Annotated in this window: 26 protein-coding genes; 10 read left to right on the top strand and 16 right to left on the bottom strand. The window is 67.6% G+C overall.

Translation table 11 applies throughout. From position 1 onward, the window contains the following. Positions 1-12 precede the first annotated feature (12 nt). The gene (locus tag LFT49_RS20535; protein ID WP_236820828.1) at positions 13-552 is read left to right on the top strand and encodes a TetR/AcrR family transcriptional regulator; all 540 of its coding nucleotides are present in this window, start codon (positions 13-15) and stop codon (positions 550-552) included. A gap of 39 nt (positions 553-591) precedes the next feature. Here the strand turns inward: LFT49_RS20535 and LFT49_RS20540 are convergent, their stop codons facing one another. Both LFT49_RS20540 and LFT49_RS20545 read right to left on the bottom strand, forming a co-directional pair. Next, the gene (locus tag LFT49_RS20540) at positions 592-1,782 is read right to left on the bottom strand and encodes a 4-hydroxybenzoate 3-monooxygenase (RefSeq protein ID WP_237429253.1); all 1,191 of its coding nucleotides are present in this window, start codon (positions 1,780-1,782) and stop codon (positions 592-594) included. Between the two features lie 113 nt (positions 1,783-1,895). Beyond that, the gene (locus LFT49_RS20545; protein ID WP_237430568.1) at positions 1,896-2,639 is read right to left on the bottom strand and encodes an IclR family transcriptional regulator; all 744 of its coding nucleotides are present in this window, start codon (positions 2,637-2,639) and stop codon (positions 1,896-1,898) included. A gap of 150 nt (positions 2,640-2,789) precedes the next feature. Between LFT49_RS20545 and LFT49_RS20550 the strand changes: the two genes are divergently transcribed. Next, positions 2,790-4,031 carry an MFS transporter gene (locus tag LFT49_RS20550; RefSeq protein WP_236820830.1) on the top strand — a complete coding sequence of 414 codons (1,242 nt, stop codon included), beginning with the start codon at positions 2,790-2,792 and terminating at the stop codon, positions 4,029-4,031. Between the two features lie 60 nt (positions 4,032-4,091). Here LFT49_RS20550 and LFT49_RS20555 read toward each other — a convergent pair whose 3' ends face one another. After that, positions 4,092-5,168 carry an FUSC family protein gene (locus LFT49_RS20555; RefSeq protein ID WP_237429254.1) on the bottom strand — a complete coding sequence of 359 codons (1,077 nt, stop codon included), beginning with the start codon at positions 5,166-5,168 and terminating at the stop codon, positions 4,092-4,094. Between the two features lie 154 nt (positions 5,169-5,322). Here LFT49_RS20555 and LFT49_RS20560 point away from each other — a divergent pair, with 154 nt between their 5' ends. Then, entirely contained in the window at positions 5,323-6,165 is an 843-nt protein-coding gene (locus LFT49_RS20560) for an ACT domain-containing protein (protein WP_237429255.1), read from the top strand. Here the strand turns inward: LFT49_RS20560 and LFT49_RS20565 are convergent. Continuing rightward, positions 6,125-6,658: an HPP family protein gene (locus tag LFT49_RS20565; protein ID WP_236800282.1), complete on the bottom strand. Its 534-nt coding sequence runs from the start codon at positions 6,656-6,658 to the stop codon at positions 6,125-6,127. The two genes, LFT49_RS20560 and LFT49_RS20565, sit on opposite strands and share 41 nt — an antisense overlap. A gap of 260 nt (positions 6,659-6,918) precedes the next feature. On the opposite strand from LFT49_RS20565, the gene LFT49_RS20570 reads away from it, so the two are divergent. From LFT49_RS20570 to LFT49_RS20590, 5 genes are all read left to right on the top strand, one after another. After that, a complete protein-coding gene (locus tag LFT49_RS20570; RefSeq protein ID WP_236820834.1) occupies positions 6,919-8,277 on the top strand; it encodes an MFS transporter in 1,359 nt (452 codons plus the stop codon). Between the two features lie 81 nt (positions 8,278-8,358). Next, positions 8,359-9,042, top strand: a complete 684-nt coding sequence (locus tag LFT49_RS20575) for a GntR family transcriptional regulator (RefSeq protein ID WP_236800284.1) — start codon at positions 8,359-8,361, stop codon at positions 9,040-9,042. Next, positions 9,039-9,827: an aspartate/glutamate racemase family protein gene (locus tag LFT49_RS20580; protein WP_236800285.1), complete on the top strand. Its 789-nt coding sequence runs from the start codon at positions 9,039-9,041 to the stop codon at positions 9,825-9,827. Before LFT49_RS20575 ends, LFT49_RS20580 begins: the two co-directional genes overlap by 4 nt. Before the next feature lie 30 nt (positions 9,828-9,857). Beyond that, on the top strand, positions 9,858-11,288 hold the full coding sequence (locus tag LFT49_RS20585; RefSeq protein WP_237429256.1) for an amidohydrolase family protein: 1,431 nt from the start codon (positions 9,858-9,860) through the stop codon (positions 11,286-11,288). Positions 11,289-11,296: 8 nt separating this feature from the next. Continuing rightward, entirely contained in the window at positions 11,297-12,022 is a 726-nt protein-coding gene (locus tag LFT49_RS20590; protein WP_236800287.1) for a maleate cis-trans isomerase family protein, read from the top strand. A 23-nt stretch (positions 12,023-12,045) separates the two neighbouring features. Here the strand turns inward: LFT49_RS20590 and LFT49_RS20595 are convergent, their stop codons facing one another. The 5 genes from LFT49_RS20595 to LFT49_RS20615 form a co-directional block, all read right to left on the bottom strand. Beyond that, positions 12,046-12,969, bottom strand: coding sequence for a diacylglycerol/lipid kinase family protein (locus LFT49_RS20595; RefSeq protein ID WP_236800288.1), 924 nt, complete (start codon positions 12,967-12,969; stop codon positions 12,046-12,048). A 73-nt stretch (positions 12,970-13,042) separates the two neighbouring features. Continuing rightward, a complete protein-coding gene (locus LFT49_RS20600) occupies positions 13,043-14,416 on the bottom strand; it encodes an NAD(P)(+) transhydrogenase (Re/Si-specific) subunit beta (RefSeq protein ID WP_237429257.1) in 1,374 nt (457 codons plus the stop codon). Further along, on the bottom strand, positions 14,413-14,721 hold the full coding sequence (locus LFT49_RS20605; protein WP_237429258.1) for an NAD(P) transhydrogenase subunit alpha: 309 nt from the start codon (positions 14,719-14,721) through the stop codon (positions 14,413-14,415). Before LFT49_RS20605 ends, LFT49_RS20600 begins: the two co-directional genes overlap by 4 nt. Then, complete coding sequence (locus LFT49_RS20610; protein ID WP_237429259.1) at positions 14,721-15,908, bottom strand: Re/Si-specific NAD(P)(+) transhydrogenase subunit alpha; 1,188 nt, start codon at positions 15,906-15,908, stop codon at positions 14,721-14,723. The genes LFT49_RS20605 and LFT49_RS20610 overlap by 1 nt, the downstream gene beginning before the upstream one ends. 173 nt (positions 15,909-16,081) lie before the next feature. Beyond that, a complete protein-coding gene (locus tag LFT49_RS20615; RefSeq protein ID WP_237429260.1) occupies positions 16,082-16,738 on the bottom strand; it encodes a GntR family transcriptional regulator in 657 nt (218 codons plus the stop codon). A gap of 243 nt (positions 16,739-16,981) precedes the next feature. Here LFT49_RS20615 and ligK point away from each other — a divergent pair, with 243 nt between their 5' ends. Next, on the top strand, positions 16,982-17,665 hold the full coding sequence (gene ligK / locus LFT49_RS20620; protein ID WP_236820841.1) for a 4-carboxy-4-hydroxy-2-oxoadipate aldolase/oxaloacetate decarboxylase: 684 nt from the start codon (positions 16,982-16,984) through the stop codon (positions 17,663-17,665). A gap of 4 nt (positions 17,666-17,669) precedes the next feature. On the opposite strand, the gene LFT49_RS20625 is transcribed toward ligK, so the two are convergent. Beyond that, positions 17,670-18,458, bottom strand: a complete 789-nt coding sequence (locus tag LFT49_RS20625; protein ID WP_237429261.1) for an IclR family transcriptional regulator domain-containing protein — start codon at positions 18,456-18,458, stop codon at positions 17,670-17,672. A gap of 111 nt (positions 18,459-18,569) precedes the next feature. After that, positions 18,570-19,406 (bottom strand): shikimate dehydrogenase family protein, encoded by an 837-nt coding sequence (locus LFT49_RS20630; RefSeq protein WP_237429262.1) that lies wholly within the window; start codon positions 19,404-19,406, stop codon positions 18,570-18,572. 144 nt (positions 19,407-19,550) lie between these two features. Between LFT49_RS20630 and LFT49_RS20635 the strand changes: the two genes are divergently transcribed. Continuing rightward, entirely contained in the window at positions 19,551-20,882 is a 1,332-nt protein-coding gene (locus LFT49_RS20635) for an MFS transporter (RefSeq protein WP_236800296.1), read from the top strand. 70 nt (positions 20,883-20,952) lie between these two features. Here the strand turns inward: LFT49_RS20635 and LFT49_RS20640 are convergent, their stop codons facing one another. The 5 genes from LFT49_RS20640 to LFT49_RS20660 are packed head-to-tail and all read right to left on the bottom strand — an operon-like array spanning position 20,953 to position 24,782. After that, the gene (locus tag LFT49_RS20640) at positions 20,953-21,279 is read right to left on the bottom strand and encodes an MmcQ/YjbR family DNA-binding protein (protein WP_237429263.1); all 327 of its coding nucleotides are present in this window, start codon (positions 21,277-21,279) and stop codon (positions 20,953-20,955) included. A 60-nt stretch (positions 21,280-21,339) separates the two neighbouring features. Continuing rightward, positions 21,340-22,149, bottom strand: coding sequence for an IclR family transcriptional regulator domain-containing protein (locus LFT49_RS20645; RefSeq protein WP_237429264.1), 810 nt, complete (start codon positions 22,147-22,149; stop codon positions 21,340-21,342). An 11-nt stretch (positions 22,150-22,160) separates the two neighbouring features. Then, positions 22,161-22,847, bottom strand: a complete 687-nt coding sequence (locus LFT49_RS20650; protein WP_237429265.1) for a 3-oxoacid CoA-transferase subunit B — start codon at positions 22,845-22,847, stop codon at positions 22,161-22,163. Between the two features lies 1 nt (position 22,848). Then, positions 22,849-23,550, bottom strand: a complete 702-nt coding sequence (locus LFT49_RS20655; protein WP_237429266.1) for a 3-oxoacid CoA-transferase subunit A — start codon at positions 23,548-23,550, stop codon at positions 22,849-22,851. Further along, a complete protein-coding gene (locus LFT49_RS20660; protein WP_237429267.1) occupies positions 23,550-24,782 on the bottom strand; it encodes a thiolase family protein in 1,233 nt (410 codons plus the stop codon). The genes LFT49_RS20655 and LFT49_RS20660 overlap by 1 nt, the downstream gene beginning before the upstream one ends. Between the last annotated feature and the right edge of the window lie 48 nt (positions 24,783-24,830).

The raw sequence follows: 24,830 nt of genomic DNA on the forward strand, positions 1-24,830 counted from the left end.
TACACTGAACGCATGCCGGACCGCCGCAACCAACTGCTTGATGCCGCCCTGGCTGTGGTGGCGGACAGGGGGATGAAGGGCCTCACCCACCGGGCAGTTGACGCCGCAGCCCGGGTGGCCGAGGGAACCACCTCGAACTACTACCGGAGCCGCGCCACACTGGTTGCGGCAGTGCTGGAGCGGCTGCTGGAACTGGACGCAGCGCTCCTGGCCGAGCAGGGGCCGGCCGGCCCGCCCCGCAGCGTTGAGGAACTGGCAAACCAGTTGGCCTCGCTGGTCCTGGCACTTGCCGGACGGCATGCGGGGCTGACCCGCGCCCGGCTGGCCCTCTCCCTGGACAAGCCCGAATCGGTGACCGCCGGCCATTTCCGGCTGGTGGGCGGGCTGGAGCAGGCCCTGGCCGCGCTGGGAGTACAGGACGCGGGGGCCAGGGCCCGGGATGTGGCCGACTACGGCGACGGCGTCCTGCTCCATCTGCTGACCGTCCGGCGGGACGATGCTCCGGACGCTGCAGTGATCGCTTCGGCGGTCCGGCGGCTGCTGGCGCCGTAAGACTAACTGGCAGCCCCGCCGTCGGAATTCTCCCCTGGCTTAGGAAGGGGCGGTGGGCCAGCCTGTATAGGCTTCGGCGAGGTAGGCCCTGCCGTGCCGGGAGGAGACCACGGAGTTCAGTTCCCCGAGCTGGCGGGCGCGGGAGAAGTCGTCGGCGTCGGCGGGGGTGTGCAGCATGGTGGTCATCCAGTAGGAGAACTGCTGCGCCTTCCACACCCGGTCCAGGGCGCGGTCGCTGTAGGTCTCCAGGAGCGCATCAGAGCCGGAGTTGTAGTGGCTGTCGAGGCCTTCGAAGAGGACCTTGACGTCGTTGATGGCCAGGTTGAGGCCCTTGGCACCGGTGGGCGGGACGGTGTGTGCGGCGTCGCCGGCCAGGAACAGGTTGCCGTGCCGCATGGGGGTTTGAACGAAGCTGCGGAACGGCAGGACCATCTTTTCCAGGACGGGCCCTTCCTTGAGCTCGAAGCCGTTGCCGTTGACCCGGCTGCGGAACTCGGCCCAGATCCGGCCGTCATCCCAGTCGGCCACGTTTTCCTTGGGGTCGCACTGGAAGTACATCCGCTGCACAGTCTCGGTGCGCTGGCTGATCAGCGCGAAGCCGTTGGCCGAGTTGGCGTAGATCAGTTCATCCGAGCTGCGCGGCGCCTCGGCCAGGATGCCAAACCAGGCGAAGGGGTATTCATGGAAGTACCGCTTGCGCTTGGCTTCCGGGATCTGGGTGCGGCAGTGGCTGCGGGAGCCGTCCGCACCTACAAGGAAGTCCGCCTGGATCTCGTACTCAACCCCGTCGGCGTCGGTGAACCAGACCTTCGGCTTGCCCTCGAGGTCGTGCACCGAGGTGTCGCTGACGCTGTAGCGGACGTCGCCGCCGTCGTCCTTCCGGCGCGCGGCGAGGTCCAGGAACACATCCGTTTGCGGGTACAGCCACACGGACTCCCCCACCAGGTCCTTGAAGTCGATGCGGTGGCTCTCGCCATTGAAGCGCAGCTCAATCCCGTCGTGCCGGTCCCCGTCGCGCAGCACACGGTCCGAGACACCGCTGTCCACCAGCAGGTTGACGGTGCCGTGCTCCAGGATGCCGGCCCTGACCGTGTGGGCGATTTGCTCGTGGCTGCGGATCTCGACCACGGTCGAGTCGATGCCTGCCTTGGCCAGCAAGTGGGAGAGCATGAGTCCGGCGGGACCGCCGCCCATGATGGCCACCTGGGTGGTGATGATTTTTCGTGCCATGTTCTGTCCTCGCTTCATTGCGGGCCCCGCCTGGGCGGCACCGGGTCGGTTCTTCTGCCAACCAGTGTGGGCGCCGGGTGGTGAGCCCCGTTACACCTATTCCGTTGAATGGATCAGGAGTCTGCCATCTGCCGGGCGATGCCACGTGCGGCGGTCTGCAGCGCGGGCACCAGCGCCTGCAGGCGCATCTCACGGAGGGGAACCACGACGCCGAGCGACGCCACAGCACGCTGCCTGCGGTTCAGGACCGGAACGGCTATGCCCCAGGTATCCGGATCCACCACGCCCTTGAGCTGGGCGAAGCCCTGGCGGGAAGTTTCGGCCAACAGTGCCCGGACGGTATCCGCGGCGACTTTTCCTTCCGGGTCGGTAAAGCGCCCGAGGTACTCCTCCTGCACCATCTTGTCCTGGTGGGCCATCAGCGCCAGCCCCGCGGACGAGATGTGCACCGGCATCCTTCCTGCCACCTGGGCGCGGTTGGCCACCGAGCCCCGCCTGGAGAGCCGCTCCACGAACAGCGCCTCCCAGCCGTCCAGCACGGCCAGGTTCACATTTTGGTGCAGGACCTGCTGGATGTCCTCCATGAACGGCATGGCCGCCTGGCGCAGGGCGAGGGTGGGGGAAGTACGGTTCACCAGCTCCCACAACCGGACCCCGGGCCGGACCATGCCGCCCGGCGCCGCCTCAAGCAGCCCGTGGGCGGCAAGCTGGCCCACCAGGCGGTGCGTGGTGGTGAGCGGCAGGCCGGCGCGCTGGGCGAGGTCGCTCAGCTGCAGGGCACTGACGTCCTGCGGGAACGCGGAAATCAGCCGCACGATCCGGTCCACTACCGAGTCGCCGGATTTCGAGTTGGCCAGCGCAAGCACCTTCTTCCGTTCAATGGGAAAAGTTGTCCCAGATTACACCTCCTAGTGATACAAACCTCACTGGGGATGTGGGCGATGCTGCCCGATCCTCCCCGGCGAAGCCTGCCGCTCAACTCCTGGAAGATACACCGAGGTATTTCTATGTCACTTGCGCCCACTCAGCACCGTTCAAAGTGGCCAGTCTGGCTCTGCTGGCTGGCGATGGTCCTTGACGGCTTTGACCTGGTGGTCTTGGGTACCGTCATCCCCACGCTGATCAAGACCCATGAGCTTGGCTTCGATGCGGTGGGCGCCACGTGGGCCGCCACCATCTCGCTGGTCGGCGTTGGCGCCGGTGCCCTGTTCATTGCCCCGCTGTCTGACCGCTTTGGCCGGCGCCGCCTCCTGGTGGCCTGCGTCCTGTGGTTTTCGATCTTCACCATCGCCGTGGTGTTCGCGCCCAACGTTGCGGTGTTCTGCGCCTTCCGCCTCCTTGCCGGGCTGGGGCTGGGCGCCTGCCTTCCGGCCGCCCTGGCCTACATGAACGACTACGCTCCGGCAGGCACCGCCGGAAAATCGACCACCCGGACCATGACCGGCTACCACGTAGGCGCTGTGGCCACGGCCTTCCTTGCCCTGATGCTGATTCCGGACTGGCGGATGATGTTCATCGTGGGCGGCCTGGCGGGCATTGCCCTGGCACCCTTCCTGTGGTTCAAGCTCCCGGAGACCCTTCCCTCAGCGGCTGCCTCAGGGGCGGAAGGAAAAGAACCGGCCGCAGCCCGCACAGGCTTCCGCGACCTTGCCCGGAAGCCCTACCCCCTGGTGGCGCTGGCCATCGCGGCGGCTTCCTTCATGGGCCTGCTCCTGGTCTACGGCCTGAACACCTGGCTCCCGCAGCTGATGGCCGGCGCCGGGTACACCGTCAGCACCGGCCTGGTCCTCCTGCTGGTCCTGAATGTGGGCGCCGTGGTGGGCCTGGTCATCGCGGGAATCCTGGCCGACAAGCACGGCACCAAGAAGGTGGTGCTGCTGTGGTTCGGGCTCTCCGCGCTCTTCCTGGCGGTCCTGAGCGTCAAGATCCAAAGTGAACTGCTGCTCAACCTGGCAGTCTTTGTCACCGGCGTGTTCGTGTTCAGCGCGCAGGTGCTGGTTTATGCATGGGTCAGCCAGCTGTTCCCGGCAGTCCTCCGAGCCACCGCGCTGGGTTTCGCCGCCGGCGTGGGCCGGCTGGGTGCCATCATGGGCCCCGCCGTCACCGGAACGCTGGTAGCTGCCAACATTGCCTACCCCTGGGGCTTTTACGTCTTTGCGGCCGCTGCCGCCATCGCCGTGCTGGCGCTGATAGCAGTGCCGCACACCATCCGGGCAGTCCGGGAAGAAGCAGCCGCGGAACGCCCATGACCGGCCTCCGGCCGGCCCGCCCCAGGTGCCGCTCGGGGGCGGGCCGGGCGGAAAAGGCGGTCAGGCCGCCGTCGCAACCCGTCCCTGCCTGCGCCGCACACGGCGCCATACGGCAGGTGCCAGCACCACCGCTATGCCGACGGCGGCACCAATGACGGTCTCGACGATGCGGTCGCGCAGGAGGTAAGCAGGCGAGGCGGGAACCACCAGGAGCGTGGAGATCAGCGCCAGGGGGGTGACGAACACCTGGGCCAGGAGGTACTGGCGGAGGATGAACATCTCGGCGCCGAACTGGCACAGCGCCATGACGAGCACCGTCTGCCAGGGCTGCAGGCCCACCAGCAGGATCGCCGCCAGGACCAGCAGGCCCAGGACAGTGCCGATGATCCTTTGGATGCCGCGGCGCACGCGGTGCTGGGTGGTGTGGCCCACCAGGGGGACAACGGCGGCCACCATGGCCCAGTAGTTATGCCCGAATCCCAGGCGGGACCCGGCCCAGGTGGCCAGCGTGCCGGCGAGGCCTGCGGCCACCAGGTAGCCGGACCCTTCAAGCCACGCCGCGCGCTTCTCCGCGGGCGTGCGACGGATCCGCGGAGGCCTGGTCCACGGGGTGCGGTGGCTGGGAAGGATCCGGGACGAGAAGCCGACAAGCAGGGCGAACAGCGTGGTGAGGACGGCAACCAGCATGCCCTGCCACAGGGGCGGCTGGTTCGGAATGGACGCAATGGCGGCGAACGCGAAGATGTGGAAGAGCGATCCCGCCGGGCGCAGCCGCAGCCAGGAGATGGCGACGGAACAGGCGCCTGCCACCAGCGTGGTGGCCAGGACCAGGAGCCAGGTGTGGGTGGCGGCATCCAGGCCCCAGGCAGGACCCATGCGGGCCGCGAGCGCCGCCAGGAAGATCACCAGCAGCATCAGCAGCCCGGCACGCAGCTGCAGCACGAAGCGCACGGCATGCGGTTCGCCGCGGCCGTAGATTCCGGTGAAGGCGCCGAAGGACGCGAAGATTGCCAGGTCCAGCCGGCCCAGCAGCACCAGCGTGATGAGGGGAACGAAGACGCCCACGGCACACCGCAGCGCCGGGTGGTGGTCCTTGTTGCCGGGTCCGATGGTGAACATCTCGGCAAACATCTTCACGGGCAGCGCCTTCCTTGGGGTGGATCCTGACGGGCGGCCGCGCTGACGTTCCTCATAAATCCTAAGGCCCGGCCCCCTCCCGGTGCCCGCTGCGTTCCCCTGAATGGAATCGGAAGGCAATGCGGGGGAAACAACGCGAGGCAATGCTGGAGCCATGAAGCACACCCCGCCCCACCCGTCCACCAAAGAACTGCGCTGCGAGGTCTGCGGCCAGATGCCGGAACCGCCCAAAGCCAGGCTGACCGTGGCGAACGTGGCCGTGATGCTGCCCATCGAGCTGCTGGTCCACGCCCTGGTGGTGGAAGCCCATCTACCTTATGTAGCCAAGGTGCTGGTGCTGGCCCTCACTGCCACGGTCCTGGTGATCTGGGTGGCCGAGCCGTCAGCTGCCAGGATCCTGCTCCGCTGGCTGCATGCGCCGGCCCTGCGGCACCGCCGGCAACTGGTGGCGGCCCCGTCGCTCTGGCGGGCGCGGACGCTGCTGCGGGACCGGCCCGGCGCACTGCAGCGGATCACGCGGGCGCTGGCACGGCTGGACAGCAATATCCTCAGCATCCACGTCCACCCGGTCCCGGGCGGCGTCCTGGACGAGTTTGTCCTCTCGGTGCCGGGCCACGTGGGCGAACGGGAGCTTTTGGATGCGCTGCACGACGGCGGCGGCGGCAGTCCGCACGTCTGGCCCACCACCGCGCTGGCCATGGCGGACGGACAGACCAAGGCGTTAAGCCTCGCGGCGCGCATCGCTGCCGCCCCCGACGAACTGCCCCTGGCGGTGGCCGAGCTGCTGCACGCAAGGATCCTGCCACCGTCGGACGCCGGCAGCAAAGGGCCCGACGACGGGACGCACCTTAAGATCCCCACGGCATGGCACGGGCCCGTCACCTTTTCCCGGCCAGGCGAACCGTTCACGCCGGCGGAGTCGGCTCGGGCCCACCGGCTGGCCGAACTGGCCGAGATTACGTCTTATCGGCCGGCCGCGTCCCCAACAGAACGTTGAGCCCCCACCCCACCACCGTGATCAGGATGATGGCCCCTGCCATGGACGCCAGCTGGACCGGAGCGGACAGGATGCCGAGGCTGACGATGAGGGTGGTTGCCCCGGCGGGCGGGTGGGGCAGGCCCAGCCAGGTCAGCACCAGGGTGGTGAGCCCCACCGAGAGCACGCCACTGAGGACGTGCAGCGGGGTCAGTCCGCCCACCGTAGCGGACGGCTGGTCCTGCAGGCCCAGGGCATACAGGCAGAGTGCCCCGGCCAACAGCCCCACCCCATGCCCCACCAGGGTGTTGACCGGCCTGGAAGCCTTCTGTTCGGGAGACTCGAAGAACAGCATCACCGTGGGGCCGAGGCTGGGAAACAGCCAGGGCAGATGGAACAGGAGGCCCGCCGCGCCGCTGACGGCGAGGACGACAATACCCAGGACACCCGCGTACAGCCCGGCGCCCAGCTTGTTCCAGTTCTTCTTGGCCCGTTCCAGCATGGGTGTGTTCATTCCTTGCCCCTACCCGCCCGCCGCCGGTCACAATCGGTTGGGAAGGCGGTCACGCGGCATGCGCGCGCAAAACCCTTGACAGTGGCGCGTGTCACTCCTACCTTTGTTTTTGGGATCCCAAATTGGGATCCCAAAAATGAAAAGCTTCCGCTCGGCGCTCCGGATCGTCCGGCGGACCCTCTCCACCGGCAACGGCCCAACGGGCACGTACCGCACCGTTCGCATCCCCCATCCGTAAACTTCCCCGTGAAGGAGAAGCTGTGTCCATCCCAAACACTGAAACAACGGCCACATCCCTTGAGGCCGCTCCCGGCACCGCCGACAAACCCGAAAAGGACGGCACGCAACGACGCACTGCCGTCCGCTGGAAGCTCTTCCTGCTGCTCCTGGTCCTGGTCTCCGTCAATTACATCGACCGCGGTTCCATCTCCGTCGCCCTGCCCATCATCCAAAAGGAATTCAACCTGCCTCCCGAACTGGTGGGCCTGCTCCTTTCCGCCTTCTTCTGGACCTACGCCCTCATGCAGGTGCCGGTGGGCTGGCTGATCGACAAGTTCGGTCCCCGCAAGGTTATGACGGCTTCCTGCATCGGCTGGGGTGCTGCCACAGCGGCCTCCGGCATGGCGGGCGGCTTCCTCAGCATGTTCATCGCCCGGCTCGGCATCGGCGTAACAGAGGCAGGTGTGATGCCCGCCGGCGGCAAGCTCAATGCCATCTGGATGCACAAGTCCGAACGCGGCCGCGGCGCCACCATCCTGGACGCCGGCGCTCCCCTGGGAGCCGGCCTGGGCGGCATCATCATTGCCGGCCTCATCGCCTCCACGGGCAGCTGGCGCTGGGCCTTCGTCATCGCCGGCGCCGCCACCGTCCTCATGGGCCTGGCCGTCTGGTGGTACGTCCGGGACAACCCCCGCCAGCACCGCGGCGTCAATGAGGCCGAGGCCTCCTACATCGAAGCGTCGCACGCCGCCGAGGACGCCGAAGCAGCCATGGACGGCAGCAAGGGCAAGCGCGGCCTGCTTCCCTACCTCAAATTCCGCTCCTTCTGGGCCATGTGCCTGGGCTGGCTCGGCTTCAACGGCGTGTTCTACGGCTTGCTGACCTGGGGCCCGCTGTACCTGGCCCAGGCCAAGGGCTTCGACCTGAAGACCATCGGCTGGTCCACGCTGGTGATCTTCGGTGCCGGCTTCGTCGGCGAGATCATCGGCGGCACCGTCGCCGACAAGTGGCGCGCATCCGGCGCCTCCGCCAACCTGGTGATGCGGACCCTCCTCGGCATCTCCAGCGCCATCGTCGTGGCGGGCCTGGTGGGCGTGACCGTGGTCCCCGACGCCACCACCGCCGTGGTCCTGCTCTCCGTGGTCCTGTTCTTCCTGCGCTGGGTGGGCCTGTTTTGGAGCATCCCCTCCATCCTGGGCGGCCGCACCAACGCCGGCGTCCTGGGCGGAGCGATGAACCTCAGTGGCAACATCTCTGGCTTCGTCACCCCAATCGTCGTCGGCCTCATCGTGGGTGCCACCGGCTCCTACACCTGGGCGCTGCTGTACTTTGTGGGTTCCGCGGTGATCATGGGCGCCTCCGTCCTCACTCTGAACTACAACAAGCGGCTTCCTGTCTAAGCTGACCCTCGCAGGGAAACTTGCAATTGACGCCCCCGCGAGCCGGGAGCAGTGCCGTACGAGAATCCGAAATGGAGCACCATGCTGACCGCAGAAGAGACCCAGGACAAGGACCGCCCCCTCCGCGAAACCGTCCGGGACACCCTCCGCACCCGGATTTTCGAAGGACACTACGCTCCCGGCACGCGGCTGGTGGAACGCGACCTGGCCGCCGAGTTCTCCGTATCCCGGCTGCCGGTCCGCGAGGCCCTGCGCATGCTCCGCCAGGAAGGCCTGATCAGCGACCGCGGGGCCCGCGGGGCCGAAGTGAGCAGCCTCAGCCCCAAGGACGTCGAGGACCTTTTCGACGTCCGCCAGTCCCTGGAGGTGCTGGCCTGTCGGCTCGCCGCCAAGCGGGCCACCAGGGAGCACCTCGACTACCTCAAGGGCCTGCTGGACAACGCAGAGGCCTTCCTGGCCAAGGGGTCGGTGATGGAGGCACACCGTTCCAACAGCGAATTCCACGACGCCATCACGCGCATCGCGGACAACAACTTCCTCAAGTCCGCCCTGGAACCCCTCCAGGGGCGGATGCACTGGCTGTTCCGGCACGTCAGCGACCTGCCCGAACTCATCCGCGAACACCGCGAACTCTACGCCGCCATCGCCAGCGGCGACCCGGACAGGGCAGCCGCCCAGTCCGCTTCCCACATTGGCAAGTACCGGGACCAGTTCCCTGAGGACTTCCAAAAAACCGAACCAGAATTCCACCGGAAGAGAAAATGAAACTCCTGGTCATCAACCCCAACATCAGTGCCGATGTCACCGCACTGATCGAATCCGAAGCGCTGCGGTCCGCCTCCCCCGGCACCGACCTGCTGGTCCGGACGGCCGGCCACGGCGTGGAGTACATCGAAACCCGCTTCGAATCCCTCGTCGCCGCCGGCGCCGTGGCGGAAATCATCGCCGAACACACCCGCCCCGGAGCAGACCCGGTGGACGCCGTGGTGGTCGCAGCGTTCGGCGATCCCGGCATGCCGGCCCTCAAGGAACTGGCTGACGTTCCCGTCATCGGCATCACCGAGGCCGCCCTGTGCGCGGCAGCCCTGCAGGGCCACCGCTTCTCCATCATCGCCATCTCGGACCGGATCAAACCCTGGTACCGGGAATGCGTGGAGCAGTTCGGCCTGGCCGGCCGGCTGGCCTCCATCCGTTCCATCAACGACTCCCTGACCAGCATCGCCTCCGTCCAGCAGGACTTCCGGGAAACCCTGCTGGCACTGAGCCGGCAGGCCGTGGCGGAGGATGGTGCCGACGTCGTCATCCTTGCCGGCGCCCCGCTGGCAGGCCTGGCCCGCGAACTCAAGGGACAGATTCCCGTGCCCGTGGTTGACGGCATTTCCGCCGGCATCCGCATGGCGGAGGCCGTGGCTGCCCTGCAGTCCGGAAGCCACCGCGCCGGCGCCTTCGCCCCACCCCCGGCCAAGGACCGCAAAGGCCTGTCCGGCAACCTGGACGCGGCCCTCGCCGCCCGCCAAGAGCACGCCGGCACCCCGCAGCCCGCCGCCTAACCCCGACTTCACCAACCCAGGAGGACACCGATGTCCCACCAGCCAGACCTCGTCATTGCCAACGCCACCGTGGTGAACAGCTACGGCCGCCAGGACGCCCACATCGTGGTGCACCAAGGAAAGATTGCCGAACTCGTCGACGCCGCCCAGCCGGTGCCCGCGGCGGACCGCACCGTCGACGCCACGGGCAAACTCGTGATCCCCGGCGGCGTGGACGGACACTGCCACGTGGCCCAGGTGACCGGACGCTTCCGCACCCTGGACGACTACCGCACCACCTCCACAGCCGCCCTGTGGGGCGGAACCACCACCATCATCGACTTCGGAATTCCGCGGGACGCCCAGGAAACCCCCCTGGCCGCCGTCCTGCACAAAAAGGAACTCGCCACCCAGTCCCGCTGCGACGTGGCCCTGCACGGCGCCGTGATCAGCTGGGACGAAACGGTGCCATGGCAGCTGGAGCAGCTGGCCGCCGAGGGCGTCCGCTCAGTGAAGATGTACACCACCAACCGGGGCACCACCATGGCCGACGGCGACACCATCGTCAAGGTCATGCGGGAAATGGTGCGGCTGGACGGCCTGGCCTACATCCACGCCGAACACGACCCCATCATTGCCGACTGCACCGAACAGCACGCCCAGGACGGCCGGATCGGCATCGAACACCTGCACCGGACCCGGCCCGAGCTGGCCGAGGAGATCTCCGTGAAGGAGACCCTGGCCATGGCCGAATACACGGGAGCGCCGGTGTACTTCGTGCACCAGTCCACGCCCGGAGCGGTGGACCTGGTCTCGCAGGCACGGGACCACGGGCTTGAGGCCTACTCCGAAACCTGCCCGCACTACGTCACCCTGGACGACTCCGTCTATGCCTCCACCTTCCCGGAGTGGTTCGCCTGCTGCCCGCCCATGCGCAGCGCGGAAACGGTGGCTGCCCTCAAGGAGCGGCTGGTGTCCGGTGCCATCCACACCATGTCCTCGGACCATTCCTGCTACGACCTGTCCCAGAAGCGCGAGCGGACCGATGACGTGCGCGCCATGCCGCACGGACTGCCCGGGGTGGAGACGCGGATGCCGGTCACCTTCACCGCGATGACCTCCGCGGGGGCCACCGTTGAACAATTCGTCAACGCCTTCGCCGCCGAACCTGCACGGATCAACGCCGTTCCCGGCAAGGGCCGCATCGCCGAAGGGTTCGACGCCGACCTGGTGGTCTTCGATCCCGCAGAGGAACGCACGGTGGACGGCGCAGCCCTGCACATGGGCACCGATTTCTCACCCTTCGACGGGAAGGCACTGACCGGCTGGCCCGCCGTCGTGGTTTCCAACGGACGCGTGGTGCTGGACGCGGACGGCTTCCACGATCCCGGCGCCGCAGGCCGCTTCATCCACCGCAACGGCTTCCGCCAGCACCAGTCAGCCGCCGCCGACGCCGCCCAACTTCCCGCCCCCGCGCTCTAGGAGCCACCATGCCTGCAACCACCCGCCCGCACAGGATCGGCATGATCGTGCCGTCCTCCAACACCTGCCTGGAACCCCAGACGTACCGCATCCTGGGCAGCCGCACCGACGTCACGGTGCACTTCACCCGGATCCCGGTGACCCGCATCGCCCTGGACGATTCCTCGGACCGGCAGTTCGACCCCGCCGTCATGCGCCAGGCGTCGCAGCTGCTGGCGACGGCGGACGTGGACGTGATTGCCTGGAACGGCACGTCAGGTTCCTGGCTCGGTTCGGGCCACGACCAGGAGCTGGCCGGTGAAATCACCGCCGCCACCGGGGTCCCGGCGACCACCTCCACGCTGGCTTACCTCGAGGCGTTCCGGGCCTTCGGGACGGAACGGATCGGCCTGTTCACGCCGTACACGGAAGACGTGAACCACCAGGTCATCGCATCCTACGAGCGTGAAGGCATCAAGACCGTGGACCACCGGGCGCTGGGCCTGAGCGACAACGAGTCCTTTGCCCGGGTGACCGACGACGAGATGCGGCCCGGCTCCCGGGAACTCGCCGCCGCGGCCCCGGATGCCCTGGTCTACCTGTGCACCAACCTTTACGGAGCCAACATCACTGCAGAGATCGAGGAAACCACCGGGGTCCCGGTGCTGGACTCCGTGGCGGTCACGCTGTGGCACGCCCTGAAACTGGCCGGCGCACCGCTGCTGGAGCGGCGCTGGGGGCGGCTGCTGGGCTGACCGCCCCTACATCGGCAGGAAGGTTACATCCGCAGGGTCAGGGCACCGGGCTCCATGGTCATGAGCACGTGCTTGCCCTGGCCCTCGTGGTCGCCGTCCAGCTGGTAGTCGTCCTTGTGCTCCAGCGTGATCTCCACGCTCTTGCCCTGGAAGTACTCCACGGCGGTGTCCTTGTTCTTGCCCTTGCCGATGATGCCGGCGAGCACGGAGAGCCAGCCCAGCTTGCCGTGGTGCGGCGCCAGGACGGCGATGTCCAGCAGGCCGTCGTCGATCTTGGCGTCGGGGAAGATCTCCAGCCCGCCCTGGACCTTGCCGCAGTTGCCCACCATCACGCTGCGCACGCCGCGGTGGACAACCCGTTTGCCGTCGATCGCAACGGTTGCCTTGACCGGTTTCCCGGGAAGGTTGCGGATCCCGGCGTCCACGTAGGCCAGCCAGCCCACCTTGTGCTTCAGTTCCTGGTTGGTGTCCGCCATGATGGTGGCGTCGTAGCCCAGGCCGGCCATGACCAGGAACAGCTGCTCCTCGTCGGGGTCGTTCCGGCGGGCGCGGACCACGTCGATTTTCCGCTCGGTGCCCACCAGCGCCCCGGACAGGGCGCCGTCGTAGTCGGTCACGTCGATGCCCAGGTTGCGGGCCAGCAGGTTCCCGGTGCCCAGCGGCAGCAGGCCCATGGGGACGTCGCCGCCGGCAAGGACCTCCGCCACGCAGCGGACTGTTCCGTCGCCGCCTGCCGCAATGATGAGGTCCGCGCCCTGGGCCAGGGCTTCCTTCGCCTGACCGACGCCGGGGTCCTCCTCCGTTGTCTCGAACCAGAGGGTTTCGCCCCAGCCGTTCTCCTCGCAGTGCTTGGCCATCAGCTCGCGCACGTCAATGTCCACCGTCTTGGCCGGATTAATGACGACGGCGGCTCGTTTGGGCGAAGGGGTGGAGCTGGTCTCAGTCATGACGTCCTCAGATGGCGGAATGTAAAGCAGGCTTCTCAAAGAAGGGTAACCCGGCGCGGGGCATGTTCCGCGCCTACAGGGCCTTAACCGCGCCCAGCACCTGTGCCAGCGAGTCCTTGGCGTCCCCGAACAGCAGCGACGTCTGCGGCTCATACAGCAGATCGTTTTCGATGCCGGCGAAACCCGGACGCATGGACCTCTTCAGGAACACCACCTGCCGCGCCTCCGCCACTTCCAGGATGGGCATCCCGTAGATCGGTGAGCCTGAGGAGGTCTTGGCGGCCGGGTTCACCACATCGTTGGCACCCACCACCAATACCACGTCCGTGGTCTTGAACTCCGGGTTGATGTCGCCCATCTCCTTGAGCGACTCGTACGGCACGTTGGCCTCGGCCAGAAGAACGTTCATGTGCCCGGGCATGCGGCCGGCCACCGGATGGATGGCGAAATCCACTTCAATCCCCCGCGCTTCCAGGGCCTGGGCCAGTTCGGCGGCCGTGTGCTGGCCCTGGGCCACCGCCAGGCCGTAGCCGGGGACGATGATCACCCGCTGGGCGTACCCCAACAGAACCGCCACGTCCTCCGGCGAGGACGAGCGGACCGGACGCCCGCTCACGGCGGTGGATCCCGCCGTCGAACCTCCCCTGAAGGCGCCGAACAGAATACCTGCCACGCTGCGGCCCATGGCCGCCGCCATGGCACGGGTGAGGATGGTGCCCGAGGCGCCCACCAGGGTGCCGGCCACCACCAGCAGGACGTTGCCCAGCACCAGGCCGGAGGCGGCGACGGCCAGACCGGTGAAGGCGTTCAGCAGCGAGATGACAATGGGCACGTCGGCGCCGCCTACCGGCAGCACCAGCAGCACACCGGCGGCAAGGCCCAGGACCAGCAGCAGGACCGCAAGGGGCAGCGCCGCGGTGAGGACCACGGCAACCGCGGCGGCCACCGCGGCGAGCAGGACCACGCCCATCACCACCGGCAGGCCCGGGAACACCACCGGCCGGGTGGTCATGAGTTCCTGCAGCTTGGCGAACGTGACGCCCGAGCCGGCAAAGGACACCGCGCCCACCAGGAGCGTGAACACGATGGCCACCCGCACCCACGGATCCTCCGCGTGCGCCAGTTCCAGGAGGGCCACCAGGGCGGCGGCGCCGCCGCCCACACCATTGAACAGCGCCACGAGCTGCGGCATCTGAGTCATCTTCACGCGGCGGGCCACCGGTGCGGCCACGGCGGAGCCAACGGCGATGGCGGCCAGGATCCAGGGGACGTTCTCCAGCCGGGCGGACAGGAAGACGGTGACAACGGCGATCAGTGCCCCGAGTGCGCCCACCAGGTTTCCACGGCGGGCCGTGCGCGGTGAGCTCAGCCCCCGCAGCGCCAAGATGAAGCAGACCGCCGCAATGAGGTAAAGGACGGAGGTCCAGACCGGATCGAGGAGGCTCATTTGCTGCCCGCCTTGGGTTGCACCGCGTCCTTTTTGGCGTGGAACATGTGCAGCATCCGGTCCGTCACCACGAAGCCGCCCACCAGGTTGGCAGTGGCAAGGACGACGGCGAGCAGCGCCACCGCGAGCACCCACGGGTCGGTTGCCTGGCCGGCCACGATGATGGCACCCACCAGGATGATGCCGTGGATGGCGTTGGCGCCGGACATCAGGGGCGTGTGCAGGGTGCTGGAAACCTTGGACACCACTTCGAAGCCGACGAACACCGCCAGCACCGTGATGGTCAGCAGGGCAATCGCGTCCATCAGAGCCCTCCTTCCTGCCGGGCTGCGGCGGTGCCGGCTGTTGAAGCACGTGCCTTCAGCAACTCCGCAGTGGGTTGGTGCCGCACCTCCCCGGCGTGGGTGAGGCAGGCACCTGCCACCACTTCGTCGTCGAAATCCAGCATCAGCGCGCCGTCGTGGACCAGCAGCGCCAGCAGGTTGGCTACGTTCTTGGCGTAGAGGCGGGAGGCGTCGGAGGCCATCGCGGAGGCGGCGTCCTTCAGCCCCACCAGGGTGATGAGTCCTGTTCCGTCGGCGGTGGGAATGGGGATTTCCTGACCAGGTACGGAGCCCTCCACATTGCCGCCCGACTCGGCGGCGAGGTCGACGACGACCGATCCCGGGCGCATGCCCTGCACCATCTCGCGGGTCACCAAGAGGGGCGCGGGGCGTCCGGGAACTGCCGCCGTCGTGATCAGAACGTCCGATTGCGCCACGTGGGGCGCCAGCAGCTGCCGCTGCCGGGTGCCGGCGTCGGAGCTCAACTGCCGGGCATAGCCGCCTGCCGCCTCGGCCGTTTCCAGGTCCAGACGGATGAAGGTGCCGCCCATGGACGCTACCTCGTCGGCGGAGGCGGGGCGGATGTCGTTGGCGAAGACGCGGGCGCCCAGGCGCTTGGCGGTGCCGATGGCCTGCAGCCCGGCCACGCCGGCGCCGAGCACCAGGACGCGGGCGGGCGGGATGGTTCCGGCGGCGGTCATGTACAGCGGGAAGAACCGGGGCAGCCTGATGGCGGCCTCAAGGACGCAGCGGTACCCGGCCACCAGCGCCTGCGAGGTGAGCGCGTCCATGGACTGGGCCCGGGAAATACGCGGCACCAGTTCCAGGGCGAAGGAGGTGACGCCGCTGTCCGCGAGCGCCTGCACTGCCGGCAGTTCGGACGACGGCGAGGCGAGCCCCACCGTGACGGCTCCCCTTTTGAGCTGCGCAGCGGCGTTCGCGTCAAGGGGACGGACGTGGGCCAGGATGTCGAGGGCGGCCAAGTCCAGTTGCGGAACGATGGCGGCCCCGGCGTTTTGGTAGGCGGGGTCTGCGTGCCCGGCACCGTCCCCGGCCCCCGCTTCAACCAGGACCTCAAGCCCCATCCCAGCCAGTTGCCTGACGGTATCCGGGGTGGCGGCCACACGCCGCTCGCCCTCCCGGCGTTCCCGCGGAATCCCCAGTCTCACCCGCCGACTCCTCTTACTGACGAGCAGTGCAGCCGCTCTGCTGCACGCAGTTGGCATGAGTCTAGAACGCCCTGCGCTGCGGCGGGAGTGGGGGCTGGAGGGTAGGTGGTAACAATTCGCCTGTCAGCCCGCCACCGCCATGCCCGGGCGGTCGCCTGGCTGAAGGACTGCCCTTACTTGTTGCTGGCGCGGATGGCGTCCGCCACGCTTTCGAGATGGAGCCGCATGGCTTCTGCCGCCGCGTCCGGATCATGGGCACAGACGGCATCAATGATGGCCAGGTGCTGCGGCAGGGAAACGGCCGGGCGGCCAGGCTGGCGGGCAAGGCGGAACTGGAACCGGACCGCCTGTCCCCGGAGCCGCTGGATGGTTGCTGCGGCCGTCTGCTGCGCGCTCATGGCGATGATCTTTTCGTGCATCGCCTGGTTGCCTTCGGAGTAGGACTCACGGTCTCCCCGGTCCACGGCGTCCTTCATACGGGCGGCCAGGTCCTGCAGCTCAGCGATGTCCTCATCGGTGGCCCGTTCGGCAGCCTTACGGGCACAGAGGCCCTCCAGGGCGGCCCTCACCTCGGTGATCTCCACCGCTTCCTCTACCGAGACCGCACGCACCCGCGCTCCCCGGTTTTGGACGCGCTCCACGAGGCCTTCGACGCTCAGCTCCGAGAGGGCAACCCGGATGTTTCCCCGGCTCGCCCCGTACTCGGCGGCCAGGTCCCCTTCGACGAGGCGCTGGTTAGGCACCAGCTCTCCGCTGACAATAGCGGTGCGCAGCAGCTCTGCAAGCTCAACGGCGGTAAGGGTCCGGCCCGCTCTATTCACGGTGTCCACAGCCAACCTTCTCCCTGTCCCTTTCGGTTGCCAATTTTGCTGACAATTTCCGAACTCAGCGTACTCCAGCTCCCGCGGGCAGGTGCCAAATACCCACCGTTGATTGTTAGCTATATCGCTGACAAAATTTGCTTGTGCGGTTTGTTCGTCAATTTGGCGTCGTCCCCGGCCCGGCCAGGAGCGTCTATCCAGGCCTTGACGCCCTACTCAAGGACGCTGACCCCGCCTGGGAAGGGAACCACCATGCAGGAACTCGGTATTGTCCACACCAACATCACCCGCGCGGCTGAAGACAGCGTCAAGGCCTTGTCCGCCTTCGGCGTCAGCACCGTCCACGAGGCCATGGGCCGGCTGGGCCTGATGCGCCCCTACATCCGGCCGGCGTACCCGGGCGCGGCAATGTGCGGCACTGCCATCACCGTCCTGCTGCAGCCCGGGGACAACTGGATGCTGCATGTGGCCGCCGAGCAGGTCCGGCCCGGAGACGTGGTGGTTGCCGGCTGCACCACGGAATGCGAAGACGGCTTTTTCGGCGAACTGCTGGCCACATCACTCCGGGCACAGGGCGCAGCGGGGCTGGTCATCGACGGCGGCTGCCGGGACGTCGCCGCCCTCCAGGCCATGGACTTTCCCGTCTTCAGCCGCGCAATCAATTCCAGGGGCACCGTCAAGGCCACCCTGGGCTCCGTCAATGTCCCGGTAGTCTGCGCCAACGCCCTGGTCACGCCTGGCGACGTGGTGATTGCCGACGTCGATGGGGTGGTGGTGGTGCCCGCCGCCAGGGCAGCCGACGTGGCGGCAGCAGCACGGGCCCGGGAAGACAACGAAAAAGCCAAGCGTGAGCGCTTTGCCAGCGGGGAACTTGGACTGGACATTTACAGCATGCGGGGGCCGCTCGAAGCCGCGGGACTGCGCTACGTGGATTGAGGCGCTACGTGGATTGAACGGCACGAACGGCGGGACCGCCGTAATCAAGCGCTATACGGCGCGCGGCTTCCATCAGCTGTGGCAGGACGGCCGCTTCAATGTCCTGCGCCGCGGCCCGGTGCGTTTGCAGCGAAACGTTGGCCGCGGCCACAACCTCATGTCCGCGCCGGACCGGGACGGCCACGCCCCGGAGGCCTTCCTCCAGCTCCTGTGAAACCATGCACCAGCCCCTGGCCCTGGCCGCTTCCACTTCGGCACGCAGGTCCTCCACACTGCCGATGGAGCGGTCAGTGAAGCGTTGCAGCCGGACCGAGTGGAGGTATTCCTCCAGCTGCGGCGCAGGCAGCCCGGCCAGGAGGACGCGGCCCATGGAGGTGGCCCAGGCCGGGAAGCGGGTACCCACCGTGATGGAAACGCTCAGCAGGCGGGGAGAAGGAACGCAGGCCACGTAGACCACGTCGCCGCCGTCGAGGATGCACAGGGACGTTGTCTCGTTAAGCTCCGCCGCCAAGTCCCTCAGGTGCGGCTCGGCCACCTTGGGCAAGGTCAGCGCGGCAAGATAGGACCTGCCCACGTCCAGGGACCGCGCGGTCAACTCGAAGGCCGGCCCGACAGCCCGGAGGTAGCCAAGGTCAGCGAGGGTGAGCAGGAAGCGCCGGGCCGAAGCCCGGGTCATGTCCGTCCGGGCTGCAACCTGCGAGACGGTGAGCCGGGGCTGGTCCGGGGTAAAGGCAAGCAGGACGTCAAAAGCCTTCTCAACCGACTTAACGAAGTAGCCCGACTGCTCCTCCACTATCCTGTTCCCTTCCAAACCGTGCGCACGGCACGGAATTGCCGGGCTTTTCACACCTGTTCGATCATATCGGGCGCCGGCGGGGAGCAAGCCTGGCCAAGAGCCATCGCCCTAGTGCGCAGCCCGAAGACGGACGAGGGTTTCCTGCAACAACGCGCCTGTTTCTCCGTCCAGTCCCAGGAGGGGCACCATGGCCACCGCCTGTTCCCGAAGGTGGTCCCATCCATCGATGCACCGAATGCCCATGGCCTCTGCGCAGGCCACGCTGGCGGTGGTGTGGCGGGCGTATACGAAGTCGTACAGGACAGCGTCGGGTGCCAGGGCAGCACCACCCCAGGCCGCCGGATCGGAGGTGCTCTTTCCGATAGGCGTGGCGTTGACGATCAGGGAGGCATCAGCGGCGGCATCGCGGGCTTGCTCCCATGTGATGGCGTGCGCCTCGAGGCCCAGTTGGCACGCAAGTTCCAGCAGTGCGGCGGAAGCGCGGGGATCGCGGTCCGTGATGGACACGGTCCCCACGTTTTCCCGGATGGAAATGAGGGCTGCGCGGGCGGCTCCCCCGGCCCCGAGCAGGAGGGCGTGGCGCTGGTAGGCGGTCCCCAGCAGTTCGCGGGCAGCGGTGATGTCGGTGTTGTGGGCCTCCAACCTTTCGCCTGCCCGCACCAGCAGGTTGCAGGCACCGCTCAGCCTCACGGACCCGTCGGCAACATCAGCGGTTTCCGCCGCCCAGTGCTTATGCGGCATGGTCACGTTCGCCGCCACCAGGTCCGGGTCCAAGAGCTCTCTGCGGACCTGCGCCAGGTCGCCATCCGGTGGCACATCCCATGCCTCATACCTCCAGCCGTTGCCCAGCCGGGCCAGGACGGGATTCCAAAGCGCGGGGGACATGGCCTGGGAAGCAGCTGACCCGATCAGGACCAGGCGGGAAGCGTGAGCGCGCGGTTCCATACGTGGCTCCACCTTTCGCAGAGATTGGCGTTGTGATTGGCGTCACCGGCTAGTATCCTCTTTTTAGGCGCACTTCGCACACTTGTTCGCTATGCGTACAAATTAGAAAAAGATTCCCACCTTCAGCGTGGAAGGAACCCCACAATGACCAACATCGCAACAGGAGCCCAGGCGACGCCCGAGGCGCAGCGCCGTCTCAAGCGCGCAAAGAAGGCAGCGTTGGCAGCCTTCCTCGGCGGCGCGCTGGAGTACTACGACTTCTTCATCTATGCCACTGCCGCCTCCCTCGTCTTCTCGAAGATCTTCTTCCCCGCGGGCGACCCCACCGTGGCGCTTATCGCGTCCTTCGCCACGTTCGGTGTCGCCTACGTCGCGAGGCCGTTCGGCGCAGTGGTGTTCGGCCACCTGGGTGACAAGATCGGCCGCAAGAACACCCTCGTTCTCACCCTGGTCCTGATGGGCAGCGCCACGTTCCTGATCGGCGCGCTGCCGGACTTCAGCGTGGCGGGCTACTGGGCCCCGGCACTGCTGGTGGTGCTTCGCCTGATGCAGGGCCTGTCCGCCGGCGCCGAGACGGCCGGCGCCTCGGCATTGTCCACCGAGGAAGCCCCTGAAGGCCGCCGCGGTTTCTTCGCCAGCTTCGCCATGAGCGGCATCTCGGCCGGCATCGTGCTGGCATCCCTGGCCTTCCTTCCTGTTGCCGCCATGAGCGAGGCGGACCGCCTTGCCTGGGGATGGCGGATCCCCTTCTGGCTCTCCCTCGTAGTCCTGATCGTGGCCTACCTGGTGCGCCGCTCCCTGGAGGAGCCGGAGGTTTTCGAGGAAAAGCATGACCACGGCGAACTGGTAAAGCTGCCCTTCGCCAAGATGTTCCAGACCCACCCCGCCCAGTTCTTCCAGGTGGCGCTGATGTCCTTCGAGACCGTCACCAACACGTTCATGCAGTCCTTTGGCCTCGCCTACGCGGTTTCGGTGGGCGTCCCGGCCTCCACCATGCTTTGGGTGAGCATCCTCGGCAACGTCCTGGCGATCGGCAGCCAGCCCCTGATGGCACGATGGTCCGACAGCCTTGGCCGGCGTCCCATCTTCATCGGGGGCGTGCTCGGTTCCGGCGCCATGATCTTCGTCTACTTCTGGGTGATCTCCACCGGGAACATCCCCATGATCTTCCTGACCAGCACGCTGATCACGGCCGGAACCTACGCCATGTCCAATGCCATCTACCCGGCCTGGTTCTCGGAGCTGTTCAACGTGAAGGTCCGCTACTCGGGCATGGCGATCGGACTCCAGATCGGAATCCTGTGCGCCGGTTTCACCCCGCTGCTGGGCACCGCCCTGGTGGGAGCGGACAAGGCCAACTGGGGACCGGCAGCCTGGATCGTGGCAGGTTCTTCGGTCCTCGCCGTGGCGGGTGCCTGGTGGGCCCGCGAGACAGCCAAGACCCCGCTCCGGGAGCTGGGCAACCACGTGCGGTAGGGGCCCTTCCAGCCACGCAGCAAACAGGAAGAGGCCGACGGCGGGAAGCACCCGCCGTCGGCCTCCTGCCTTAAGGGGACTGCTGTCCGCGGGCCGGCGTACCTCCTGCCAGCCGGTAGGAATCCTCGAGCAGTTCCGCCAGAAGCGCCGCGTCAATGCGTTCCATGCGGACCAGCACCAGCAGGGCTGAGCGTTCGTGGTGCGCAGTCCAGAAGAAGGTCTCCGGCTCGGTCCCGGCCAGCGCGTGGCGCTCCCCGGTCTTGACGGTGACGACGCCGGGCTCCCAGATTCGGGCCACCAGGGTTCTGGCAAACCACGCCGGCTGTCCCCAACTGGACCGTTCCGTCACGCCCGGCAGGGCAAGGGCAGCCTGCCTGACCTCGTCCTCGCTGACCATGCATCCGAGTCTGCCCCCGGGTAGGGCGGCGGGACAAGGTCACATACCGCTGGCGGCGATCTATCCCCGGGCGGTGAGGTCTGCGGAAATCAGCTTGGCGGTGGCCACGATCTCTCGCGTGACCGATGCCAGGTAGGCGTCCGGGTCCGGCTTGGCCTCCACGGACTGGGCCTGCAGGGAGACGTTTACGGCCGCCACCACCTTGGTTCCGTCGTACACGGGCGCCGCAACGGACATCAGCCCCAGTTCCAGTTCCTGGTTGAGCAGGCACCAGCCCTGCGCCCGCACGGTTTCCAGCACCCCCAGCAACTCCGGGACGCTTCCCAGGGCGCGGGGAGTTAACGGCTTCACCTCGGCCGCCGCCAGGTAAGCCTTGAGCTCCGCAGGGGGCAGGTGTGCGAGCAGCACCCGGCCCATCGAGGTGGCATACGCGGGGAAGCGGGTGCCCACGGTGATCCCGATGGTCATGATCCGGCGGGTGGTCACGCGGGCAACGTACGCAATGTCCGTGCCGTCCAGCACCGCAGCGGAGGTGGATTCGCCCAGCTTGAGGGACAGTTCCTCCAGATGCGGCTGGGCCAGCTGCGGCAGGGACAGGCCGGAGAGGTACGCGTACCCCAACTGCAGGACCTTGGCCGTCAGCGCGAACGTCTTGCCGTCAGTCCGCACGTACCCGAGCTCCACGAGGGTATGCAGGAACCGGCGGGCGGTGGCGCGGGTCAGCCCGGTGCGGGACGCCACCTCCGTGAGCGTCATGACGGGGCGGTCGGCGTCGAAGGCCCGGATCACGGCCAGGCCCCGCGCCAGCGACTGGACATACTGGTCGCTGGCCTGCGGCGGCTGGGTGTCCGTGCGGACGGCGTCGGTCATGGTTACCAATCCTAGGTGGCGCTTCCGACGGCGGCGGCCTTGAGCGGGACGGGCACCAGTTCCTGGAGTTCTTCGAGGGTGCAGCCGAAGGTTTCCCGCACGGTAATGCCCTCGGGCCCGGTCAGGAACACGGCCTTGTCCGTGTAAACGCGGGTCACGCACCCCACGCCGGTGACGGGGTAGGTGCAGGACTCCACGATCTTGGAGGCGCCTTCGCGGGTCAGGAGGGTCATCATGACGAAGACGTCCTTGGCGCCGGTGGCCAGGTCCATGGCACCACCGACGGCGGGAATGGCACCCGGTGCCCCGGTGTGCCAGTTGGCGAGGTCGCCAGTGACCGATACCTGGAACGCACCGAGCACGCAGATGTCCAGGTGCCCGCCGCGCATCATCGCGAAGGAGTCGGCGTGGTGGAAGTACGAGGCGCCGGGGAGTTCGGTGACGGGGATCTTTCCGGCGTTGATGAGGTCCTCGTCGATCTCATCGCCCTGGGCTTCGGGACCCATCCCGAGCATGCCGTTCTCCGTGTGGAGGGTGATGTTCTGTTCCTCGGTGAGGTAGTTGGACACCAGCGTGGGCTGCCCGATGCCGAGGTTCACAAAGGACCCGGGCGCGATGTCCCTGGCCACGAGCCGGGCCAGGTCATCCCGGCCCAGGGGCGTCGCCGAGGTCTGGAGGGACGTTTCGGTCAGGCTCATCTCAGGCCACCTTCGGGTTTGTGCTTGCAGCGGGGTTGCCGCTGCCGGCAACTTTGACGATGGTGTCGACGTAGATTCCCGGAGTCACCACGTTCTCGGGGTCCAGCCCGCCGGTGGGGACGATCTCCGAGACCTGGGCGATGGTGTGCTTAGCGGCCGCGGCCATGATCGGACCGAAGTTCCGGGCCGTCTTTCGGTAGACGAGGTTGCCCTTGCCGTCCGCCTTCAACGCCTTGATGAGGGCGACGTCGGCGTGGATGGGGGTCTCGAAGACCTGCCACTTGCCGTCCAGGAAGCGGGTTTCCTTGCCCTCGGCGAGCATGGTGCCGTAGCCGGTGGGGGTGAAGAAGCCACCGATCCCGGCTCCGGCGGCGCGGATCCGTTCGGCCAGGTTGCCCTGGGGCACCAGTTCGAGCTCAATCTCACCGGCTTTGTACTTGGTGTCGAAGTGCCAGGAATCGGACTGCCGGGGGAAGGAGCAGATCATCTTCTTCACCCGGCCCTCCTTGATCAGCAGGGCCAGGCCCTGGTCGCCCTGGCCTGCGTTGTTGTTCACCACGGTCAGGTCGGTGGCACCGCATTCGAGCAGCGCATCGATCAGTTCGAACGGCTGGCCGGCGTTGCCGAACCCGCCGATCATCACGGTTGATCCGTCCTTGATTTCGGCCACGGCGGCCTGGACGGAGTCGACAAAGTTCAGCATTACTGGTCCTTTCCAGCGGTATTTCCGGAAGCAGTCACGTTCTCAAGCACCACGGCCAGGCCCTGGCCCACACCGATGCAGATCGCGGCCACGCCCCAACGTTCGCCGGAGGCCTGCAGCGACCGGGCGAGCGTGCCCAGGATGCGGGTGCCGGACGCGCCCAGCGGGTGGCCCATGGCGATGGCGCCGCCGTGCCGGTTCACGATGGCGGGGTCGATGCCCCAGGCGTTGATGCAGGCCAGCGACTGCGCGGCGAACGCTTCGTTAAGTTCGACGGCGCCCACCTGGTCCCAGCCGATGCCCGCCTTAGCCAGGGCCTTGTTCGCCGCCTCGACCGGGGCGTAGCCGAAGTACTGGGGATCGTTGGCGTGTGCGCCGCGTCCGGCGATCCGGGCCAGCGGCTCCAGCCCCAGCAGCCCAGCGGCAGCCTCACTGCCGATCCAGGCCGCGGAGGCGCCGTCGGACAGCGGCGATGCGTTACCCGCGGTGACCGTCCCGCCCACCTCGGCGCCCTCGGGCTCCTTGCGGAACACCGTCTTCAACGCGGCCAGCTTCTCGGCAGTGGAGCCGGGGCGGATGCCCTCATCACGGACCAGGTCCGTGCCCGGGACCGGGGCCACCAGGTTGTCGTAGAACCCCTCGTCCCAGGCCGCAGCGGCACGGTTGTGCGAATCGGCCGCGAACTCGTCCTGCGCCTGCCGGGTCACGCCGTACTTCTCACGCAGCCGCTCGGTGGCCTCGCCCAGGGAAATGGTCCACTCCTTGGGCATCGCCTTGTTCACCAGGCGCCAGCCCAGGGTGGTGGAGGCCAGCGTCATGTCCCCCGCCGGGTACGGCTTCTCGGTCTTGGGCAGCACCCATGGGGCACGGGACATCGACTCCACACCGCCCACCAGCATCAGGTCGGCGTCGCCGGCGTTGATCTGGCGGGAGGCGATGATCGCCGCGTCCAGCGACGAGCCGCACAGCCGGTTGACCGTAGTGCCGGGGATGGACACGGGAAGACCGGCCAGCAGGGTGCCCATCCGGGCCACGTTGCGGTTCTCCTCACCGGCGCCGTTGGCGTTGCCGAACACCACCTCATCAATCCGCTCCGGATCAAGCGAAGGGGCCCGCCTCACGGACTCCCTGATCACATGCGCGGCAAGGTCATCCGGACGCACGGCGGCAAGGCCGGAGCCGAACTTGCCAAACGGGGTGCGCACGGCGTCGTACACAAAAGCCTGATTCATGATTCCTCTGGTTCTCTGGGCCCAACTGACTGGCACTTGTTGTCGTTT

Source organism: Arthrobacter sp. FW306-06-A (genome assembly GCF_021870055.1).
Lineage (GTDB): Bacteria > Actinomycetota > Actinomycetes > Actinomycetales > Micrococcaceae > Arthrobacter.

Bases quoted from the DNA above. Each gene is read 5' to 3' on its own strand.
- LFT49_RS20535 (WP_236820828.1), top strand. From the start codon at position 13: ATGCCGGACCGCCGCAACCAACTGCTTGATGCCGCCCTGGCTGTGGTG.
- LFT49_RS20540 (WP_237429253.1), bottom strand. From the start codon at position 1,782: ATGGCACGAAAAATCATCACCACCCAGGTGGCCATCATGGGCGGCGGT.
- LFT49_RS20550 (WP_236820830.1), top strand. From the start codon at position 2,790: ATGTCACTTGCGCCCACTCAGCACCGTTCAAAGTGGCCAGTCTGGCTC.
- LFT49_RS20560 (WP_237429255.1), top strand. From the start codon at position 5,323: ATGAAGCACACCCCGCCCCACCCGTCCACCAAAGAACTGCGCTGCGAG.
- LFT49_RS20565 (WP_236800282.1), bottom strand. From the start codon at position 6,658: ATGAACACACCCATGCTGGAACGGGCCAAGAAGAACTGGAACAAGCTG.
- LFT49_RS20575 (WP_236800284.1), top strand. From the start codon at position 8,359: ATGCTGACCGCAGAAGAGACCCAGGACAAGGACCGCCCCCTCCGCGAA.
- LFT49_RS20580 (WP_236800285.1), top strand. From the start codon at position 9,039: ATGAAACTCCTGGTCATCAACCCCAACATCAGTGCCGATGTCACCGCA.
- LFT49_RS20585 (WP_237429256.1), top strand. From the start codon at position 9,858: ATGTCCCACCAGCCAGACCTCGTCATTGCCAACGCCACCGTGGTGAAC.
- LFT49_RS20590 (WP_236800287.1), top strand. From the start codon at position 11,297: ATGCCTGCAACCACCCGCCCGCACAGGATCGGCATGATCGTGCCGTCC.
- LFT49_RS20595 (WP_236800288.1), bottom strand. From the start codon at position 12,969: ATGACTGAGACCAGCTCCACCCCTTCGCCCAAACGAGCCGCCGTCGTC.
- LFT49_RS20600 (WP_237429257.1), bottom strand. From the start codon at position 14,416: ATGAGCCTCCTCGATCCGGTCTGGACCTCCGTCCTTTACCTCATTGCG.
- LFT49_RS20605 (WP_237429258.1), bottom strand. From the start codon at position 14,721: ATGGACGCGATTGCCCTGCTGACCATCACGGTGCTGGCGGTGTTCGTC.
- ligK (WP_236820841.1), top strand. From the start codon at position 16,982: ATGCAGGAACTCGGTATTGTCCACACCAACATCACCCGCGCGGCTGAA.
- LFT49_RS20630 (WP_237429262.1), bottom strand. From the start codon at position 19,406: ATGGAACCGCGCGCTCACGCTTCCCGCCTGGTCCTGATCGGGTCAGCT.
- LFT49_RS20635 (WP_236800296.1), top strand. From the start codon at position 19,551: ATGACCAACATCGCAACAGGAGCCCAGGCGACGCCCGAGGCGCAGCGC.
- LFT49_RS20640 (WP_237429263.1), bottom strand. From the start codon at position 21,279: ATGGTCAGCGAGGACGAGGTCAGGCAGGCTGCCCTTGCCCTGCCGGGC.
- LFT49_RS20645 (WP_237429264.1), bottom strand. From the start codon at position 22,149: ATGACCGACGCCGTCCGCACGGACACCCAGCCGCCGCAGGCCAGCGAC.
- LFT49_RS20650 (WP_237429265.1), bottom strand. From the start codon at position 22,847: ATGAGCCTGACCGAAACGTCCCTCCAGACCTCGGCGACGCCCCTGGGC.
- LFT49_RS20655 (WP_237429266.1), bottom strand. From the start codon at position 23,550: ATGCTGAACTTTGTCGACTCCGTCCAGGCCGCCGTGGCCGAAATCAAG.
- LFT49_RS20660 (WP_237429267.1), bottom strand. From the start codon at position 24,782: ATGAATCAGGCTTTTGTGTACGACGCCGTGCGCACCCCGTTTGGCAAG.